Source organism: Sandarakinorhabdus glacialis (assembly GCF_014643455.1).
In the GTDB taxonomy this organism is placed as follows: Bacteria; Pseudomonadota; Alphaproteobacteria; order Sphingomonadales; family Sphingomonadaceae; genus Sandarakinorhabdus; species Sandarakinorhabdus glacialis.
In genome coordinates this window covers 30026-47096 of sequence record NZ_BMJM01000011.1, presented here as the reverse complement: position 1 = coordinate 47096, position 17071 = coordinate 30026, and the positions used below count along the sequence as shown (strand labels likewise).

The window sequence follows — 17071 nt, the reverse complement described above, 5'->3', positions numbered from 1 at the left end:
CATGCTCGAATATTCGACGTCCCGCCGCGCCCTGCTCGGCGGCGCCGCCACCGCTGCCGCCTTCATCGCCATCCCGGGAATTGCGCGTGCCGCAACCGCCACCCCCGCCGGCAACCCGCAACTCGCCGCCACCCTCAAGTCCATCGCCGAGGCGCTCCTCCAGCGCTCGCCCGAACAGGCGACCCTGCTCGGTGCCGACATCGGTCCCAACGCCGTCCTCGCGACCCGCTTTTCCGATATCACCCCCGCCGGCGAGGCCGCAGACCGCCGCGTCTATGCCGACGCCCGCACCAAACTCGCCGCCATCCCGCGCGCCTCGCTCCAAGGCTCCGACATCAACAATTACGACTCCGCCGCCTGGGCGATGAACATCGCCGGCGAGGGCGCCGCCTTCCCGTTCGGCTTCACGAGCTCGTCGGGCGGCACGCCCTATGTCGTCAGCCAGCAGAACGGCACCTACAACCAGGCCGCCGAATTCCTCGATTCCTACCACCGCGTCGAAAATGCCACCGGTGCTGCCGCCTATATCAGCCGACTGAACCAGGTCGCCGGCATGCTCGACGAGGAAACCCGCCGCATCGTCGCCGACGCCGGCAAGGGCGTCATCCCGCCCGATTTCATCATCTCGAACATCCTTGGCCAACAGGCCCAGATGCGCGGCGTCCCGGCCGCCCAATCGCGCTTCGTCACCTCGATCGCCGCGCGCACAAAAAAGCTCGGCCTGCCCGATCCCAGCGCCGGCGCCACCAAAACCGTCGAAAGCCAGATCTACCCCGCGCTCGATCGCCAGATGGCCGCATTGAAGGGCCTCAAGGCGAATTCCGACGCCGGTGTCTGGAAGTTTTCCGATGGCGAAGCCTATTACCAGTTCCTGCTGAAAAGCCAGACGACGACCAGCCTCAGCGCCGCGGAAATCCACAAGACCGGCTGGGAGCAAAACCGCGCCATCGAGGCCGAGATGGACAAGATCCTCCGTTCGCAAGGCTTCACCAAGGGCAGCGTCGGCGAACGCACCGCCGCGCTGACGACCGATCCGCGCTTCATCCGCCCCGATACCGATGCCGGCCGCGCCGCCATCCTCGGCCTCGTCCAGGGCCATATCGACGCCATCCGGCCGTTGCTGCCGCGTGTATCCAAACTCGGGCTGAAGGCTGAAACCCAGGTCAAGCGCGTCCCCATCGACATCCAGGACGGCGCCGCGCTCGGTTACATGAACTTCGCCAGCCCCGACGGAAAACGCCCGGCGATCTACTACATCAACCTCAAGAGCATGACGTCATGGCCGACCTGGACGCTCGCCTCGCTGACCGCGCACGAGGCCGTCCCCGGCCACGCCTGGCAGGGTGCCTTCCTTGCCGAACACCCCGAGATCGTCTCGCCGCTGGCCCAGCTAATGGGCTTCAACGCCTTCACCGAAGGCTGGGCGCTCTACGCCGAACAACTCGTCGACGAGCTCGGCCTCTATGAAAACGATCCTTTCGGCCGCCTCGGCTATTTCCAGGCGCAACGTTTCCGCGCCGTCCGCCTGATCGTCGATACCGGCCTGCATTCGATGCGCTGGACCCGCGACAAGGCCATCGACACCATGGCCGCCGAAACCGGCCGCGACCGCGGTGCCGTCACCTCCGAAATCGATCGTTATTGTGCGAGCCCAGGCCAGGCCTGCGGCTACAAGATCGGCCACAACGAGATCATCAAGCAACGCACCCGAGCCAAGGCCGCCCTCGGCGCCAAATGGGACGTCCGCGACTTCAACGACGCCCTCGTCAGCAGCGGCGGCGTCCCCCTCGACGCCCTCCCCGGCGTTGTCGACCGCATGGTCGCCGGCATCGAGCGCAGCTGACCGCAGCGCCTTGCCGCACAGCAGCCGGGCCCTGTCCTACAGGGCCCGATTGCGCTATCGTATCGGCTGTTCCCTCGATCGCTCTTTGAACGCACTTCGATCCATACGATGAAGCGAGTAAAAAGCGTCGAAAACGGAAAATGCGGAAAATGTTAACGCATGTGACAGCAGCGCCTTAGACGAAGCTATAAGGGTCGACATCCACGACCACCCGCACATTGCCGGGCACCGCCACCGCGCCCAGCCAGTCGCGCAAGACCCGCTGCAATGCCAGGCTCCGCCGCGCCTGTACCAGCAACCGCTGCCGGTGCCGCCCGCGCAGCATCGCCAATGGCGCCGCCGCCGGCCCGAGCACGCTCAATCCCTCCATCTGCGGGGCAGCAGCGCCGATCGCCCGCGCCGCCGCCAGTGCCGCCGCCGCATCCTCGCTCGACACGATGATCGCCGCCAACCGCCCGAACGGCGGCAGCCCCAGGTCCCGCCGCGCCTCGGTCTCCGCCTCGTAGAACGCCGCCGGATCACCCGCCACCAACGCCTGCATCAACCGCGCCTGCGGCTGGTGCGTTTGGATCAACACCTTGCCAGGCTTGGCCCCGCGCCCGGCCCGCCCCGCCACCTGCGCCACCTGCTGGAATGTCCGTTCGCCGGCGCGCAGATCACCCCCCGACAGCCCCAGATCGGCATCGACCACGCCCACCAAAGTCAGTTCGGGAAAATGATAACCCTTGGTCACCATCTGCGTGCCGATCAGCACGTCGATCTCCTTCGCCTCGACCGCGCGCACCAGTTCCGCCGCCCGCGCCGGCGAATTGACCGTGTCCGACGTCACAATGGCCACCCGCGCCTCGGGCCACACCCGCCCGACCTCCTCGGCGATCCGCTCGACCCCCGGTCCGCACGCCACCAGCGAATCCGCCTCGCCGCACTCGGGGCACCGCGGCGGCACCGGCGTCTGGTGCCCGCAATGATGGCACGCCAGCCGCTTCGACAGCCGATGCTCGACCATCCACGCCGTGCAATTCGGACACTGGATCCGCTCGCCGCAGTGCCGGCACAAAGTCAGCGGCGCATAACCCCGGCGATTGAGGAACAGCAGCGCCTGTTCCCCCCGTCCCAGTGTTGCCGTCACCGCAGCCGCCAGCGGCGGACTCAACCAATGCCCCCGCGCCGGCGGATAGCGCCGCAAATCGACCGCCGAGATATCGGGCATCTGCGCCCCCCCGAACCGCGCCGGCAGCTGCAAATGCCGATACGTGCCTTTCGCCGCCTGCACCTGCGTCTCGATCGCCGGCGTCGCCGTTGCGAGGATCACGACCGCATCCTCCTCGCGCGCCCGCATCACCGCGACGTCCCGGGCATGATAATGTACGCCCTCTTCCTGCTTGAAACTCGTTTCGTGCGCCTCGTCGACGATCGTCACCCGCAAGTCCTTGAACGGCAGGAACAGCGCCGACCGCGCCCCGACCACAACCTTTGCCCGCCCATCCGCCACCGCCGCCCACGCCGCCCGCCGCTCGCTCGCCTTCAAATCCGAATGCCACGACACCGGCGCACACCCGAACCGCGCCGCGAACCGCGCCAGCCAAGGCGCCGTCAACGCAATCTCCGGCACCAGCACGAGCGCCTGCCCACCAGCCTCCAAAGCCGCCGCCACCGCCTCGAAATACACCTCGGTCTTGCCCGACCCGGTCACCCCCTCGAGCAGATACGGCGCAAAGCCTCCCGCTCCAACCGCCGCCGCCATCTCGCCGGCAACCTCGGCCTGCGCCGCCTCGAGCACCGGCGGCGCAAATCCCGCATCCGGCTGCGCCAACGCCCCATCCGCCCCCACGACCTCGGCCACCAGCGTCCCCGCCGTCACCAGCCCGCGCACGACCGCCTCCGACACATCCGCCATCCGCGCCAGGTCGCGCACGATCCCCTGCCGCCCCTCCAACCTCTCGACCGCCTGCAACCGCGCTGGCGTCATCCGCCCCGGCAACTGCCCCCCCAATCGATATTCAACAATCTCGCGCTCGCCGAGGAACGCCACCGAAGGCCAAACCATCCGGATCACCCCCGCCAGCGAAGCCAGATAATAGTCCGCCACCCACTCGCAAAGCCGCCGCATCGGCGCGGACAACGGCGGAATATCCAGCTTGCCCGCGACAGGCCGCAACCGCTTCGCCTCGACCTCGCGCCCCTCCAGCCGCCCCTCGTCCCACACCACGCCGCTGATCACCCGCGGCCCCAGCGGCACCGAAACCGCATCCCCCGGCGCCAGCGTCAATCCCGCCGGCACAGCATAATCCAGCGCCCCCAACCCATGCTGGAACACGACGACACGAACGGAGGCGGGAGAAGTCACTACCCGCAGTTAGTGCCTCCCCCCTTGCAATGGAATGCCCACCTCACTTCCCCCCTCCCTTCTTCAAGGGAGGGGTCGGGGGCGGGTCCCTTCCTTCCTTCCCCCTTTCCTGATTCCGCCCGCCTTCCCCACATTCCAACCCCGTGCTAACCCCCGGCCCAACAACGGAGCCCTCCCATGATCCCCCGCTATTCCCGCCCCGAGATGGTCGCCATCTGGGAACCCGAAGCCCGCTACCAGATCTGGTTCGAGATCGAGGCGCACGCCATGGATGCGCTCGTCACCCTCGGCGTCGTCCCCGCCGACGCTGCCAAAGCCGTCTGGGAACGCGGCAAGTTCGAAGTCGCCCGCATCGACGAGATCGAGCGCGAAACCCGCCACGACGTCATCGCCTTCCTGACCAACCTCGCCGAGCACGTCGGCCCCGAGGCCCGCTTCGTCCACCAGGGCATGACCAGCTCCGACGTCCTCGACACCTGCCTGTCGGTGCAACTCGCCCGCGCCGCCGACATCCTCATCGCCGACACCGATGCGCTCCTCGCCGCCATCAAGCGCCGCGCCTATGAGCACAAGGACACGCCCACCATGGGCCGCAGCCACGGCATCCACGCCGAACCGACGACTTTCGGCCTCAAGCTTGCGCAAGCCTATGCCGAGTTCGTGCGCTGCCGTGCGCGTCTCGTGGCTGCACGTGAAGAAATCGCCACCTGCGCGATTTCAGGCGCCGTCGGCACCTTCGCCAACATCGATCCCGCCGTCGAAGCCCATGTCGCCAAGGCGATGCACCTGACCATCGAGCCCGTCTCGACGCAGGTCATCCCCCGCGATCGCCACGCCATGTTCTTCGCCACCCTCGGCGTCGTCGCCGGCTCGGTCGAGCGTCTCGCCACCGAAATCCGCCACCTCCAGCGCACCGAAGTCCTCGAAGCCGAGGAATATTTCGCTCCCGGCCAAAAGGGCAGCAGCGCCATGCCGCACAAGCGCAACCCGGTGCTCACCGAGAACCTCACCGGGCTAGCGCGCCTCGTTCGCGGTTACGTCACCCCGGCGCTCGAGAATGTCGCGCTCTGGCACGAACGCGACATCAGCCATTCGTCGGTTGAGCGCATGATCGGCCCCGACAGCACGATCACCCTCGATTTCGCCCTCCACCGCCTCACCGGCGTCATCGACAAGCTGCTGATCTACCCCGATCGCATGCTCAAGAACCTCAACAAGATGGGCGGCCTCATCCACAGCCAGCGCATCCTGCTCGCCCTCACCCAGGCCGGCGCCAGCCGCGAGGACAGCTATCGCCTCGTCCAGCGCAACGCCATGAAAGTCTGGGAATCCGACGGCCAGCTCCAGCTCTTCGACCTGCTCATCGCCGACCCCGAAGTCACCGCCTGGCTCCCCGTCGCCCAGCTCGAACCGCTGTTCGACCTCGGCTACCACCTCAAGCACGTCGACACGATCTTCAACCGCGTCTTCGCGTAGCTCGTCCCCTCTCCCCTTGAGGGAGAGGGCGACTCGCGCCCCAGCGCGGCGGGGAGAGGGGTCTCGCCTTCCCCGAAAAACTCACCCCAAAAACCGCACCTCGACCACCCCCGCCCCCGCAATCGCCGCCCGCACAACCTGCCCAGGCAAGATCGGCCCAACCCCAGCCGGCGTTCCCGTGTAAATCAGATCTCCACCCCGCAGCGTCACGAACGCCGACAATTCCGCGATCACCTCGGCGACATTCCAGATCATCTGCCCCAGATCGCCCCGCTGCCGAACCTCACCATCAACCCACAGTTCGATCGCCCCACCAGCCGGCGGCACCCCCATCACCAGGTCCCCGAGCGGCGCCGACTGGTCGAACCCCTTCGCCATGTCCCACGGCCGCCCGGCCTTTTTCGCCTCGGCCTGCAAATCCCGCCGGGTCAGGTCGATGCCCACCCCAAAGCCGAAGATCAGCTTCTCGGCCTCGTCGACCCCGACATTCGCCCCGCAACTTCCCAGCGCCACGACCAGCTCGACTTCATGATGCAGGTCAGCAGTCCGCGGAGGAAACGCCAACACCGCGCCGTCCGCCACCACAGCGTCAGCCGGCTTGCTGAAGAAAAACGGCGCCTGCCGATCCGGATCCGACCCCATCTCGCGCGCATGATCGGCATAATTCTGCCCGACACAAAATATCCGCCGCACCGCGAACCGTTCCCTGCTCCCGGCGATCGCGACAGTCGGCACCTCAACGATGGGCAATTTCATAACAATCCTAAATTTGGGGTCCCTGTCACTCCCTACCGAGGCGGCGAAACCCGAGCCGGCAAGTCACGCCCTACCTTGGCAAACGCCGCCTTCACATCCGTCCGCGCCTTCAACGCCCGCATCCCGGCGCGTTGCTTCGGGTCGTTCGCTCCCGGCCGATCGTTGATCAGGAACGGCTGCAGTTCAAACAGCATCTCGTTGCGGCCGTCCTCGCTGGCCAGCTGCTGCACCACCGCTGCCGCCGCGTCGTCCATGCGGTCGAGACAGATCATTGCCGAGATATAGGCGCTATCGTTGATCTCCGGCTTGGCCGCTAACGCCGCGACGGCTGCGTTCGCCTCGGCCGGCTTGCCCAACTGCCGCAGCGCACAAGCCCGCACCTGCGCCGTGTAAGCCCGCGCAAATTCATTGGCGAACGGCCCCTTGCTGTCCGCCATGTCTGCCACCGCCAGCGCTTTTTCGGCGCGTCCGGCGCCTTGTGCAAACAGCCCCTGGTTGATGATCGTGCCGATCAGCCCCGGCCGACCCTCGATCGGCGCCGCATTGAGCGCATCGTAGCGCGCCAGCGCCTCGTCGACCTTGCCGGTATCACCCAGCAGCGCCGCCTGCAGGTTCACCAGCCAGATTTCACGATCGTTGAGCGCCGCCAGTTCCGCCGGCGTCTTCACCACGTCCGACAGCAAGGCCAGCGCCTCGGGCTCGCGCGACGCGATATTGAGCGCTTCGGCATAACCCAGCCGGGCAATCAACGCTTGTGGCGGCGCCTGTAGCGGGGCCTGCACCAGGGCCTGCGGCTGCCGCTGCGCTGGCGGCGCCGCGGGCTTCTGCGCCGCATCGTACCTCGCCTTGGCCGCGGCAACGAACACCGCATCGGCGATATCCGCGCCGGGCCCCAGCCGCGTCTCGACCTCGGGCCACAAGGCCTGCAATCGTTTGTCGATGCCGATCCGGACCAGGATAATCGGGTTGAGCACATCGGCCAGGATCGCCCGTGCATCGTCGACGCGCTCGCGCTTGACCAGTTCGACGACCAACCGCAACCGCAACTGGTCGAGCGACGATATGGTGGCGTCGTCGGGCAGCCAATTGGCCTGCACCAGCGAATAATCGACCTCGAACGACCGCACCGGATCCTTCGCCACGGCCCCGATGACCCCGCTGACAATCTCGGTCGGCAGTTCCGACAGGCCCTCGGGATCGGTGGCGGCGATCAGCTGCAACGTCTCCGATGCGCCCGGTGCATCGCCGTTGAAGGCTCGCAACAGGAACAGCTGCCGCAGCAACAGCATCGTCGGGGCCGGGCTGCTGGCCACCGCCGCCTCGATCGCCTTGCGCGCTTCGGGAATCCGGTTCAGGCGCGCCAGCGCAAAGCTGCGCAGCCCCTCGATCTTGCCCTTCTCGATCGGCAGGTCGGTCTGCCCCAGCATCGAATCGAGAAGCACCAGCGCCGCCTCCGCCTTGCCGGCATCAACGAGGATCGCCGCACCGGAAATATTCTCGTCGAAACTCCGCGGTTCGGTCGCCGGGACCTGCCCGGGAACGGTCGTCGTCCCGGTCGTCGTGGCAGTCGTCGTCGCGGCCATCAACAACACCGCGATCGGCAACATCGCGGTCCGCAAAATTCCGGCTTTGGTCTGATATCTCATCCTGCCATGGTAACGCGGTAACGGCGCACCACAATGCCCAGTATGCGGCGCGCTACAGGGGAGTGACGACGATGCCGCAGGTTGGCCCACCCAAGGTTGAGTTCTTCTTCGATTGCAGCAGCCCCTGGACGTATATGGGCTTCGAAGCGCTGGTCGCCGCCGCGCGCGAGGACGGCTTCACCATCGCTTACCGCCCCTTCCTCGTCGGCGGCGTCTTCAACACCGTCAACAAATCCGTCTACGAGATGCGCGCCGCCGCCGCCAACCCCAAGACCCGCTACTTCTGGAAGGACCTCAACGACTGGATTGCCCGCTCCGGCCTCGCCATAAAGTTTCCGCCCAGCATTTTCCCGGTCAATTCGGCCCGCGCCATGCGCGCCTGCATCCTGGCGGACGACGCCGGCGTCCTCGAACCCTTCACCCGCCGCGTCTTCCAGCTCTACTGGAGCGAGGATCGCGACATCAGCCAGCCCGATGTGCTCGCCGAAGCCTGCGCCGCCGCCGATCTCGACGCTGCGGCCACCCTCGAAGCCGCCGACTCGCCCGAGCTCAAGGCCCGCCTGCGCGCCAACACCGACGAAATCATCGCCCGCGGCGGCTTCGGCACGCCGACCTTCTACATCGGCGGCACCGACATGTATTTCGGCCAGGACCGCATCGGGTTGGTCCGTGAAGCGGTCGGACTTGTCCGCGAACCCATCGCGAGGAAAGGATGAATGGTGCCGGTTGCAGGAATCGAACCCGCGACATCCAGTTTACAAAACTGGCGCTCTACCAACTGAGCTAAACCGGCGCTGCCCCGCGGTAACAACTTTGCTGCGGATTCTCAACCGATCTCGCATCAACCACCCTCGCCCGGCGCCGACGCCTTGATGATCAACGCATGCACCCGGTCGGGCGCGATCAAATCCCCCAGCGCTGCATAAACCAGCCGCTGCCGCGCCACCCGTGACAGCCCGGCAAATGCCGCCGCCGTCGCATGCACCGTGAAGTGGCTCTCGCCGCTGCCGGAATGCCCGGCATGACCGCGATGGCTCTCGCTGTCGTCGATGATCTCGAGCGCATCCAGCGCCAGTGCGGCACGCAGCCGCGTCTCGATTTCGCCCGCCACAACACCCATATCGACCCTTTCGCGTTATGCGCCCCATCTATATCGAACACATCCCACCGCCAAGGACCGACCGATCACGACCGACCCTCCCCGCCGCACGCAGCGCCTCCACGGCCGCCTCGATCGCGAGGCGCCGTGCGATCATGTCGGTTGCCCGAACCCGGGTGAATTCCGCGCGCCGCGCTCAAACCGTGCGCCGGGGTCCGATGCCGGCTGGCAGTTCCTGTGCCTCGAACATGTCCGCGCCTTCAACATCGGCTATAATTTCTTCGACGGCCTCAGCCCCGACGAGATCTACGAGGCGCAATCCCCCCTCGCCGGCTGGGAACGCGCCGCATCGCCCAGGGGCCGCGAAGCCTTCACCTTCGGCGATGCCCATGACCTGTTCACCACCGAATCGCGTCCCCGCCCGCCGGTGCGCAAATGGTCGGGCTTCGGCGATCCACAAGCACTTGGTGCCCTCGGTCTCGACGACACCGCCACGGCAATCGACATCCGGCGCGCGTATAAACGCCTCGTCAGGCGTTACCACCCTGACAGCAATGGGGGGGACCGCGCGCAAGAAGGGAAGTTGCAGGCGGTCGTCAACGCCTATACGCACCTGAAATCCGCGTCCGCATTCAAATCGGAGTCCTGAGACCAGTGGCTACAGCAATGTCAGATTCCCACATCACGGCCCTGATGGCGCCGGATACGACCGTCGACGCCCGCGAAGTCTTCGGCGTCGATATCGACATGGCCGTTCCCGCTTTTTCGATGGCCGACGAACGCGTCCCCGATCTCGACCCCAGCTACGTCTTCGATCCGGACACCACCCTCGCCATTCTAGCGGGCTTCACTTTCAACCGACGCGTCATGATCCAGGGCTATCACGGCACCGGCAAGTCGACTCACATCGAACAGGTCGCCGCGCGCCTCAACTGGCCCTGTGTGCGCATCAATCTCGACAGCCACATCAGCCGCATCGATCTCATCGGCAAGGACGCCATCGTCCTGCGCGATGGCCAGCAGATCACCGAATTCCGCGAAGGCCTGCTGCCCTGGGCACTGCAGACCCCGACCGCGCTCGTCTTCGACGAATACGACGCCGGCCGTCCCGACGTGATGTTCGTCATCCAGCGCGTCCTCGAAGTCGAAGGCAAGCTGACCCTGCTCGACCAGAACCGCGTCATCCGCCCGAACCCGTATTTCCGCCTGTTCGCTACGGCTAATACCGTCGGCCTCGGCGATACCACCGGGCTTTATCACGGCACCCAGCAGATCAACCAGGGCCAGATGGACCGCTGGAACATCGTCACCACGCTGAACTATCTGCCGCACCACACCGAAACCGCGATCACCGTCGCCAAGGTCAAGGAGTTCGACACCGATCTCGGCCGCAAGCAGGTCGCCAACATGGTCAAGGTCGCCGACATGACCCGCGCCGGCTTCATGGGCGGCGACATCAGCACCGTCATGTCGCCGCGCACGGTCATCACCTGGGCGCAAAACGCCGTCATCTTCAGCAACAATATCGGTTTTGCTTTCCGCCTCAGCTTCCTCAACAAGTGCGACGAAGCCGAACGCGGCATCGTCGCCGAATATTACCAGCGCGTGTTCGGCGAAGAGCTCCCCGAATCGGTCGCGGTCAAAGGCCGGAAGTAACGCCAACGCGATGCCCCAGCCCGAAAACCCGATCGAAGACTTTCGCGCCGCCGTCGCCGCAACTTTGCGCGCCCTCGGCCATGCCCCCGGCGTCGAGCTTGCCTATACCGCCGACAAGCCATCGTGCTTCGGCGACCAGGCGCGCGTCCCGCAACCCGGTCGCGCTCTTCCCGCCGAGCAAGTCGCCGAAGTTCGCGGCTGGGCCGACAGCTTCGCGCTGCGCCGCCTCCACCACGACGCCAAGATCCATAATGTCGACCAACCCGACGCCGGCCTCGCCCGCGACATCTGGAACGCCGTAGAACAGGCGCGTGTCGAAGCCATCGGCACCGCCGACATGGAAGGCGTTGCCAAGAATCTCGACCGCATGACCGAAATGCGTATCCGCGCCGACCCGATCGTCCGGGCCCGCAGCGCCGATGAAGTCCCAATGGCAACGGCGCTCGGCCTCCTCGTTCGCGAGCGACTGACCGGGCAGCCGGTCCCCCGGATCGCCGAGACCGCCATCGATCTCATCCGCGGCAGCGTCGAAACCGCCGCCGGCAACCACCTCGACGACCTTGTCGCGGCGCAAGGCGATCAGGCCGCCTTCGCCCAGGTCATGCGCCGCATCCTGTCGGACCTCGGCCTCGGCGCCGACCCCGACGCCGAGCCCGAACAGTCCGACGAAACCGACGACAATGCCGAGGAGGACCAGCCCGGCGAGGACGGCGAAGAGCAGGAACAGGACGCCGGCGGCCAGGACCAGTCGACCGAGACACGGTCGGAGGAAACCCAGGACGATTCCGAATCGAGCGAAACCCGCGAGACCGAGATGGACACCGACATGGTGTCCGAAGCCGAGATGGGCGAGGACGGCCAGGAGGGCATGGCCCCGTGGCGGCCCAACACGCCGATGTCGGACCTGCCGCCCGAATTCGACTACAAGGCCTACACCAGGGCGCATGACGAGATCGTCGGCGCCGAGGAGCTTTGCGACGCCGAGGAACTGACGCGGCTGCGGGCCTATCTCGACCAGCAGCTGACTCCGCTGCAATCGGCGGTAACCAAGCTCGCCAACCGGCTGCAACGCCGGTTGATGGCCCAGCAGAACCGCAGCTGGGATTTCGACCAGGAAGAGGGCATCCTCGATGCGGCGCGCCTCGTCCGCATCGTCACCAACCCGTCCTATTCGATGAGCTACAAGGTCGAGCGCGACACCGAGTTTCGCGACACCGTCGTCACCCTGCTCATCGACAACAGCGGCTCGATGCGCGGTCGCCCGATCAGCATCGCTGCCATCTGCGCCGACATCCTCGCCCGCACCCTCGAGCGCTGCGCCGTCAAGACCGAGATCCTCGGCTTCACCACCCGCGCCTGGAAAGGCGGCCAGGCCCGCGAAAAATGGCTCGCCGATGGTCGCCCCGCCAAGCCCGGCCGCCTCAACGACCTGCGCCACATCATCTACAAACAGGCCGACGCCCCGTGGCGCCGCGCCCGCAAGAACCTCGGCCTGATGATGCGCGAAGGCCTGCTCAAGGAAAACATCGACGGCGAGGCGCTGCTCTGGGCGCACGACCGCCTGCTCGCCCGCCGCGAGGACCGCCGTATCCTGATGGTGATTTCCGACGGCGCGCCGGTCGACGATTCAACCCTCAGCGTCAACACCGGCAATTATCTGGAACGCCATCTGCGCCAAGTCATCAAGCACATCGAAACCCGCTCGCCGGTCGAGCTTATCGCCATCGGCATCGGCCATGACGTCACCCGCTACTACGCCAAGGCGGTGACCATCATGGACGCCGAACAGCTCGGCGGCACGATCATCGACCAGCTCGCCAATTTGTTCGAAACGAACCCCCGCGCCAGGAAATGACTTTGTCCTCCCCCTCGAGAGGGGAGGCGAGAGCCGCGCCTTCGCGGACCTGGGGGTGAAAGCCCCGCAGAACAATTGACGGCGATGAATCCCGCGACGATCGTCGCCGCGGGATCGAGGCATCAGGTCAGCACTTCTTGCTGTTCTTCCCGAGCTGGTTGCCAACCACTGCGCCACCACCGGCGATCAGCGCGCTTTCGCCGAGATTGCCGCCGAGCAGCGCCGCACCAGCGCCCGCAGCGATCGCGCCGACGACAGTACCACGCTGCTGCGCGCGCTTCTTCTCGGCCCGGCACGCCGACAGGCTGTTATACGTCCGGCCATTATATTCGTACTTGGTCTTCGCGACCGCCGGCAAAGCCGGAACGCCTGCCGCCAGCGCTGCAATGATGATCGTGGGAATCAGACGCATCTTGTCCTCCTTGTTTGACGGCACATCCTCGCACAGCCATGCTTAACCTTTGCTAACGAACGAATTCACAAAATGTTCACCGCCGCAAGCCGACTAAGGCGAGACAGGCAAGTTGCCCCGATCTGGATCCGAACAGGTTTCCCGGACTTTGGAGTTTGGCACATGAGGAATTTGGTCGTCGCCTTCACCCTGGCGGCAACGCTTGCCGCACCGGTACTGGCGCAGGATCGTGGCAATAGCGGCAATAACGGTCGCCCAGGCTATTCGAACCAGGGCGGCGGCCGATCGGGCAACGACGGCAATCGCGGCGGCTACAACGGCAACCAGGGGCGTGACAACCAGCGCCAGGGTTACCAGGTCCAAAGCAACCGTAATCAAGGCTATCAAGGCGAGGACAGCTATCGCGGCAACGACAACCGCAACGTCAACTACAATCGCGGCAACCACGGCTATGGCCAGCCCGGCTATGCCTACAACCGCGCCGGCTACAACATCAACCGTCCCGGCTACAACGGCGGCTATTACAACAATCGCTCCGGCTACGGCCATGGCGGTCCCGGCTACGGTTATGGCCGTCCCGGCTACGGCTATGGCCGTCCCGGCTATGTCGGCAACGGCTATTATGGTCGCCCGGTCGTTCGCTACCGCCCGGCCTATTATCCTGTCCCCGGTTATTACGCCAACCAGGGCGGCTATTACGGCGGCGGCGGCTACTACCCCGGCGGCTATGGCGGCGGCTACTACCCACCGGTCTATGGCGGTCAGGTCGGCTACGGCCAGGTTGCATACGGCGGCCCCGTATATGTCGGCGGCGGCTATAACGACGGCGGCTATAACGGCCGCTATTACGGCAACTGCCAGTCACTGGGCGCCGGCGCTGTCCTCGGTGCCATCGCCGGCGGCATCATCGGCAACGGCGTCGCCGGTCCCTATGATGGCGGCCTCGGCACCATCGTCGGTGCCGGCCTCGGCGCGGTTACCGGCACCGCCATCGAGCGCAACCAGCGCTGCGGCTACTAAACCCTTCCCACCCGCGCCTGCCGATCAGGCGCGGGTGATGGCCCGCAGAAACGCCTCGCCATACGCATCGAGCTTGCGCGCGCCTACCCCCGGTATCCGCCCCATCTCGGCCATCGTCCGCGGCCGCGTCGACGCCATCGCCCGCAGCGTCGAATCGTGGAAGATCACATAAGGCGGCAGGCTCGCCGCCGCCGCCAGCTCGCGGCGCACCACGCGCAGCGCCTCGAACAGCGGCAAGTCGCCCACATCGACCGCCGCCGTCGTCGCTGTCGTCCCCCGCAGCCGCTTTGGCCGCTCCGTCACCACTTTCAGGCTGACGGGGACTTCGCCCTTCAGGATCGCCCGCGCCGACGGCCCGAGCATGAGCCCGCCGAACTCGCCATCGCGCACCAGCGCCTCGCTCGCCTCCAGCTGCCGCGCCAGGCTTTTCCAGCCCTCGCCGCTCAATTCGGTGCCGATGCCATAGACCGACAGCTGGTCGTGGCCGAACTTGGTGACCTTCTCCGCCGGCTTGCCCATCAGCACGTCGATCAGATGCCCGACGCCGAAGCGCTGCCCGGTACGATACGCCGCCGACAACAGCTTGCGCGCGGCTTCGGTCGCATCCTGCAACGCCGGCGGGTTGATGCAATTGTCGCAGTTACCGCACGGCGCCGGGCGCGGCTCGCCGAAATATTCCAATAGGGGTATCCGCCGGCAGCCGCCGGTTTCGAGGAAGGCGATCAGCGCGTTCAGCCGCCGCGTCTCCTCGGCCTTGCGCTGCTCCCCGGCGTCGCTTTGCGAGATGAACTGCCGCTGCCGGGCGATGTCCTCCGCCCCCCACAACAGATGCGCCACCGCCGGATCGCCGTCGCGGCCGGCGCGGCCGGTTTCCTGGTAATAGGATTCGATCGATTTCGGCAGGCCGATATGCGCGACGAAACGCACGTCGGGCTTGTCGATACCCATGCCGAAGGCAATCGTCGCGACCATCACCATGTCTTCGCTCGAGACGAATTCGGCCTGGTTGCGCGCCCGCACCGACCCGTCGAGCCCGGCGTGATAGGCCCGCGCGTTGACGCCGTCCTTGACCAGCCAGCCCGCAACTTGGTCGGTCACGGCGCGGGTGGGGGCATAGACGATCCCCGGCCGCCCCGCTTGCGAGGCGATGAACTGGCTCAGCTGGCGGTGGCTGTCGTGCTTGGCAGCGACCTCGTAGCGGATGTTGGGCCGGTCGAATCCCGCCACCACCATCCGGTCGGGCGCGATGCCCAGCTGCTGCAATATGTCGGCGCGGGTCGCGACATCGGCGGTCGCGGTCAATGCCACGCGCGGCACCCCCGGCAAGGCATCGCACAGCGATTTCAGCTGGCGATATTCGGGGCGGAAATCATGGCCCCATTGGCTGACGCAATGGGCTTCGTCGATGGCCACCAGCGCGATCTCGGCGCGGGCCACCAAGGCCCGGAAACCCTCCATCGCGGCGCGTTCGGGCGCCACGTACAGTAAATCGAGCTCGCCATCCCGCAGCGCGCGGATCACCGCATCGGCATCGTCCGACTGGCTGTTGAGCGCCCCGGCCCGAACCCCGAACGCCCGCATCGCCCGCACCTGGTCCTGCATCAGCGCAATCAGCGGCGAGATGACCAGCCCGCAGCCCGGTCGCACCAGCGCCGGGATCTGGTAACACAAGGACTTGCCCGAACCCGTCGGCATGATCGCCAGCACGTCGCGCCCGGCGCTGACATCGGCGATGATTCCTTCCTGCTGCCCGCGAAAGGCGGGAAAGCCGAAAACCGAACGCAAAACATCATGGGGAGTGGTGGCGGCAAGCATCTGCCGGCAGCGATAGCGGTTACACAGGTCCGCTGCTATGGCCGTCTCATGCAATTCGACCGTATCGCCGCTGCCGTCACACTCACCGCCGCACTCGCCATCGGCGCGTCGATGCTGCGCGCCGAGGCCGCCGTCGTCGTGCCCCTCGGCGCCGTGCCGGTCTCGACGACGATCCTGCCGCTCGATCGGGGCGATCCCGCGCTCAGCAGCATCGGCGCGCTGAAATTCCTCGGTGCCGTGCAAATACGCTCGTCGGACCCGCTGTTCGGCGGCATCTCGGGGCTACGGAGCGGCCCCGGCAACACCATGCTGGCGGTCACCGACACCGGCAATTGGCTCGCCTTTGCCACCACCGAGAACCGCAATCGCCTGACCGGCATCGCCAACGCCGTGCTGGTGCCGATCCTCGGAGCCGATGGCAAGCCGGCGCCGACCAAGGCCGCCGGCGACGCCGAGGCGCTCGAATGGGACCCCGCCACCGGCACTGCGACGATCGTCTATGAACAGGACCACCGGCTCGTGCATTTCGCCGGCATCGACCCGGCGCGTCCGGCGACATTGGGCCAGTCGCCGCAGCGCACCGAACGCCTGACGGCGATGACCGGCTGGACGCTCAACGGCGGCGGCGAGGCCATGGCGGTGCTGCCCGGCGGCACGCGGATCGTCATGTCCGAATCGGCCCGCCGCGATGATGGGGCGATCACGGCTCTGGTTACCAGGGACGGCAAAACCTTCGAGATCGGCGTCGAAGGTGTCGACGGCCATAGCCCGACCGATGCGATTGCCTTGGATGACCATCGTATCCTTGTCCTCCACCGGCGGTTTACCGTGATGATGGGACAGGGTGCGGCTGTCACCCTTGTCGATCTTGCGCCGCTGTTTTCGGGCACGCCGCCCGCGACATTACCTGCGAAGATCCTGGCGCAATGGCAGCCTCCAGTGACGCTCGACAATATGGAGGGCCTGGCGGTTCGCAAGATCGGCGGGCGGACTTTCCTCTATGTCATAAGTGACAATAATCTCAATAGCATACAGCGCACGATCCTGATGAAGTTCGAGCTCGAAACACCCTGAGCGGGCACGGTCACAACCATTAACATTTTCCGCATTTTCCGCTTTCGCAGCTTTTGTCGGGGCCGCTGGTCC

General features: G+C 66.3%; 14 protein-coding genes and 1 tRNA gene. 8 read left to right on the top strand and 7 right to left on the bottom strand.

The annotated features are described in order from the left end of the window. The first annotated feature begins 1 nt into the window (after position 1). Positions 2-1843 (top strand): DUF885 domain-containing protein, encoded by a 1842-nt coding sequence (locus tag IEW98_RS13515; protein WP_188763602.1) that lies wholly within the window; start codon positions 2-4, stop codon positions 1841-1843. A 175-nt stretch (positions 1844-2018) separates the two neighbouring features. Here IEW98_RS13515 and IEW98_RS13510 read toward each other — a convergent pair whose 3' ends face one another. After that, positions 2019-4190: a primosomal protein N' gene (locus IEW98_RS13510; RefSeq protein ID WP_188763600.1), complete on the bottom strand. Its 2172-nt coding sequence runs from the start codon at positions 4188-4190 to the stop codon at positions 2019-2021. A 177-nt stretch (positions 4191-4367) separates the two neighbouring features. Here IEW98_RS13510 and purB point away from each other — a divergent pair, with 177 nt between their 5' ends. Next, on the top strand, positions 4368-5666 hold the full coding sequence (purB, locus tag IEW98_RS13505; RefSeq protein WP_188763598.1) for an adenylosuccinate lyase: 1299 nt from the start codon (positions 4368-4370) through the stop codon (positions 5664-5666). A gap of 81 nt (positions 5667-5747) precedes the next feature. Here the strand turns inward: purB and IEW98_RS13500 are convergent, their stop codons facing one another. After that, entirely contained in the window at positions 5748-6422 is a 675-nt protein-coding gene (locus IEW98_RS13500) for a fumarylacetoacetate hydrolase family protein (protein ID WP_188763596.1), read from the bottom strand. Between the two features lie 32 nt (positions 6423-6454). Continuing rightward, positions 6455-8068 carry a hypothetical protein gene (locus IEW98_RS13495; RefSeq protein ID WP_188763594.1) on the bottom strand — a complete coding sequence of 538 codons (1614 nt, stop codon included), beginning with the start codon at positions 8066-8068 and terminating at the stop codon, positions 6455-6457. 71 nt (positions 8069-8139) lie between these two features. Here IEW98_RS13495 and IEW98_RS13490 point away from each other — a divergent pair, with 71 nt between their 5' ends. Beyond that, positions 8140-8784, top strand: a complete 645-nt coding sequence (locus IEW98_RS13490; protein ID WP_188763693.1) for a 2-hydroxychromene-2-carboxylate isomerase — start codon at positions 8140-8142, stop codon at positions 8782-8784. 1 nt (position 8785) lies between these two features. On the opposite strand, the gene IEW98_RS13485 is transcribed toward IEW98_RS13490, so the two are convergent. Together IEW98_RS13485 and IEW98_RS13480 are read right to left on the bottom strand one after the other, a co-directional pair. Next, positions 8786-8861 (bottom strand) — tRNA-Thr (locus IEW98_RS13485). A gap of 48 nt (positions 8862-8909) precedes the next feature. Further along, positions 8910-9188: a BolA family protein gene (locus IEW98_RS13480; protein ID WP_188763592.1), complete on the bottom strand. Its 279-nt coding sequence runs from the start codon at positions 9186-9188 to the stop codon at positions 8910-8912. Between IEW98_RS13480 and IEW98_RS13475 the strand changes: the two genes are divergently transcribed. Genes IEW98_RS13475 through cobT form a run of 3 tightly spaced genes read left to right on the top strand, consistent with a single transcriptional unit; the run spans position 9118 to position 12678 of the window. Next, positions 9118-9816, top strand: coding sequence for a J domain-containing protein (locus tag IEW98_RS13475; protein WP_243450767.1), 699 nt, complete (start codon positions 9118-9120; stop codon positions 9814-9816). The two genes, IEW98_RS13480 and IEW98_RS13475, sit on opposite strands and share 71 nt — an antisense overlap. A 17-nt stretch (positions 9817-9833) precedes the next feature. Further along, positions 9834-10823: a cobaltochelatase subunit CobS gene (gene cobS, locus IEW98_RS13470; RefSeq protein WP_188763590.1), complete on the top strand. Its 990-nt coding sequence runs from the start codon at positions 9834-9836 to the stop codon at positions 10821-10823. A gap of 10 nt (positions 10824-10833) precedes the next feature. Then, the gene (gene cobT, locus IEW98_RS13465) at positions 10834-12678 is read left to right on the top strand and encodes a cobaltochelatase subunit CobT (RefSeq protein WP_188763588.1); all 1845 of its coding nucleotides are present in this window, start codon (positions 10834-10836) and stop codon (positions 12676-12678) included. Between the two features lie 127 nt (positions 12679-12805). On the opposite strand, the gene IEW98_RS13460 is transcribed toward cobT, so the two are convergent. Further along, positions 12806-13090, bottom strand: a complete 285-nt coding sequence (locus IEW98_RS13460; protein ID WP_188763586.1) for a hypothetical protein — start codon at positions 13088-13090, stop codon at positions 12806-12808. Between the two features lie 162 nt (positions 13091-13252). Here IEW98_RS13460 and IEW98_RS13455 point away from each other — a divergent pair, with 162 nt between their 5' ends. Continuing rightward, a complete protein-coding gene (locus tag IEW98_RS13455) occupies positions 13253-14110 on the top strand; it encodes a glycine zipper 2TM domain-containing protein (RefSeq protein ID WP_188763583.1) in 858 nt (285 codons plus the stop codon). A 24-nt stretch (positions 14111-14134) separates the two neighbouring features. Here the strand turns inward: IEW98_RS13455 and recQ are convergent, their stop codons facing one another. Further along, the gene (recQ, locus tag IEW98_RS13450; protein WP_188763582.1) at positions 14135-15925 is read right to left on the bottom strand and encodes a DNA helicase RecQ; all 1791 of its coding nucleotides are present in this window, start codon (positions 15923-15925) and stop codon (positions 14135-14137) included. Positions 15926-15973: 48 nt separating this feature from the next. On the opposite strand from recQ, the gene IEW98_RS13445 reads away from it, so the two are divergent. Further along, the gene (locus tag IEW98_RS13445; RefSeq protein WP_188763580.1) at positions 15974-16999 is read left to right on the top strand and encodes an esterase-like activity of phytase family protein; all 1026 of its coding nucleotides are present in this window, start codon (positions 15974-15976) and stop codon (positions 16997-16999) included. The last annotated feature ends 72 nt before the right edge of the window (positions 17000-17071 follow it).

Bases quoted from the DNA above. Each gene is read 5' to 3' on its own strand.
- IEW98_RS13460 (WP_188763586.1), bottom strand. From the start codon at position 13,090: ATGCGTCTGATTCCCACGATCATCATTGCAGCGCTGGCGGCAGGCGTT.
- IEW98_RS13490 (WP_188763693.1), top strand. From the start codon at position 8,140: ATGCCGCAGGTTGGCCCACCCAAGGTTGAGTTCTTCTTCGATTGCAGC.
- IEW98_RS13445 (WP_188763580.1), top strand. From the start codon at position 15,974: ATGCAATTCGACCGTATCGCCGCTGCCGTCACACTCACCGCCGCACTC.
- cobS (WP_188763590.1), top strand. From the start codon at position 9,834: ATGTCAGATTCCCACATCACGGCCCTGATGGCGCCGGATACGACCGTC.
- IEW98_RS13480 (WP_188763592.1), bottom strand. From the start codon at position 9,188: ATGGGTGTTGTGGCGGGCGAAATCGAGACGCGGCTGCGTGCCGCACTG.
- purB (WP_188763598.1), top strand. From the start codon at position 4,368: ATGATCCCCCGCTATTCCCGCCCCGAGATGGTCGCCATCTGGGAACCC.
- cobT (WP_188763588.1), top strand. From the start codon at position 10,834: ATGCCCCAGCCCGAAAACCCGATCGAAGACTTTCGCGCCGCCGTCGCC.
- IEW98_RS13500 (WP_188763596.1), bottom strand. From the start codon at position 6,422: ATGAAATTGCCCATCGTTGAGGTGCCGACTGTCGCGATCGCCGGGAGC.
- IEW98_RS13455 (WP_188763583.1), top strand. From the start codon at position 13,253: ATGAGGAATTTGGTCGTCGCCTTCACCCTGGCGGCAACGCTTGCCGCA.
- IEW98_RS13515 (WP_188763602.1), top strand. From the start codon at position 2: ATGCTCGAATATTCGACGTCCCGCCGCGCCCTGCTCGGCGGCGCCGCC.
- recQ (WP_188763582.1), bottom strand. From the start codon at position 15,925: ATGCTTGCCGCCACCACTCCCCATGATGTTTTGCGTTCGGTTTTCGGC.
- IEW98_RS13495 (WP_188763594.1), bottom strand. From the start codon at position 8,068: ATGAGATATCAGACCAAAGCCGGAATTTTGCGGACCGCGATGTTGCCG.
- IEW98_RS13475 (WP_243450767.1), top strand. From the start codon at position 9,118: ATGATCTCGAGCGCATCCAGCGCCAGTGCGGCACGCAGCCGCGTCTCG.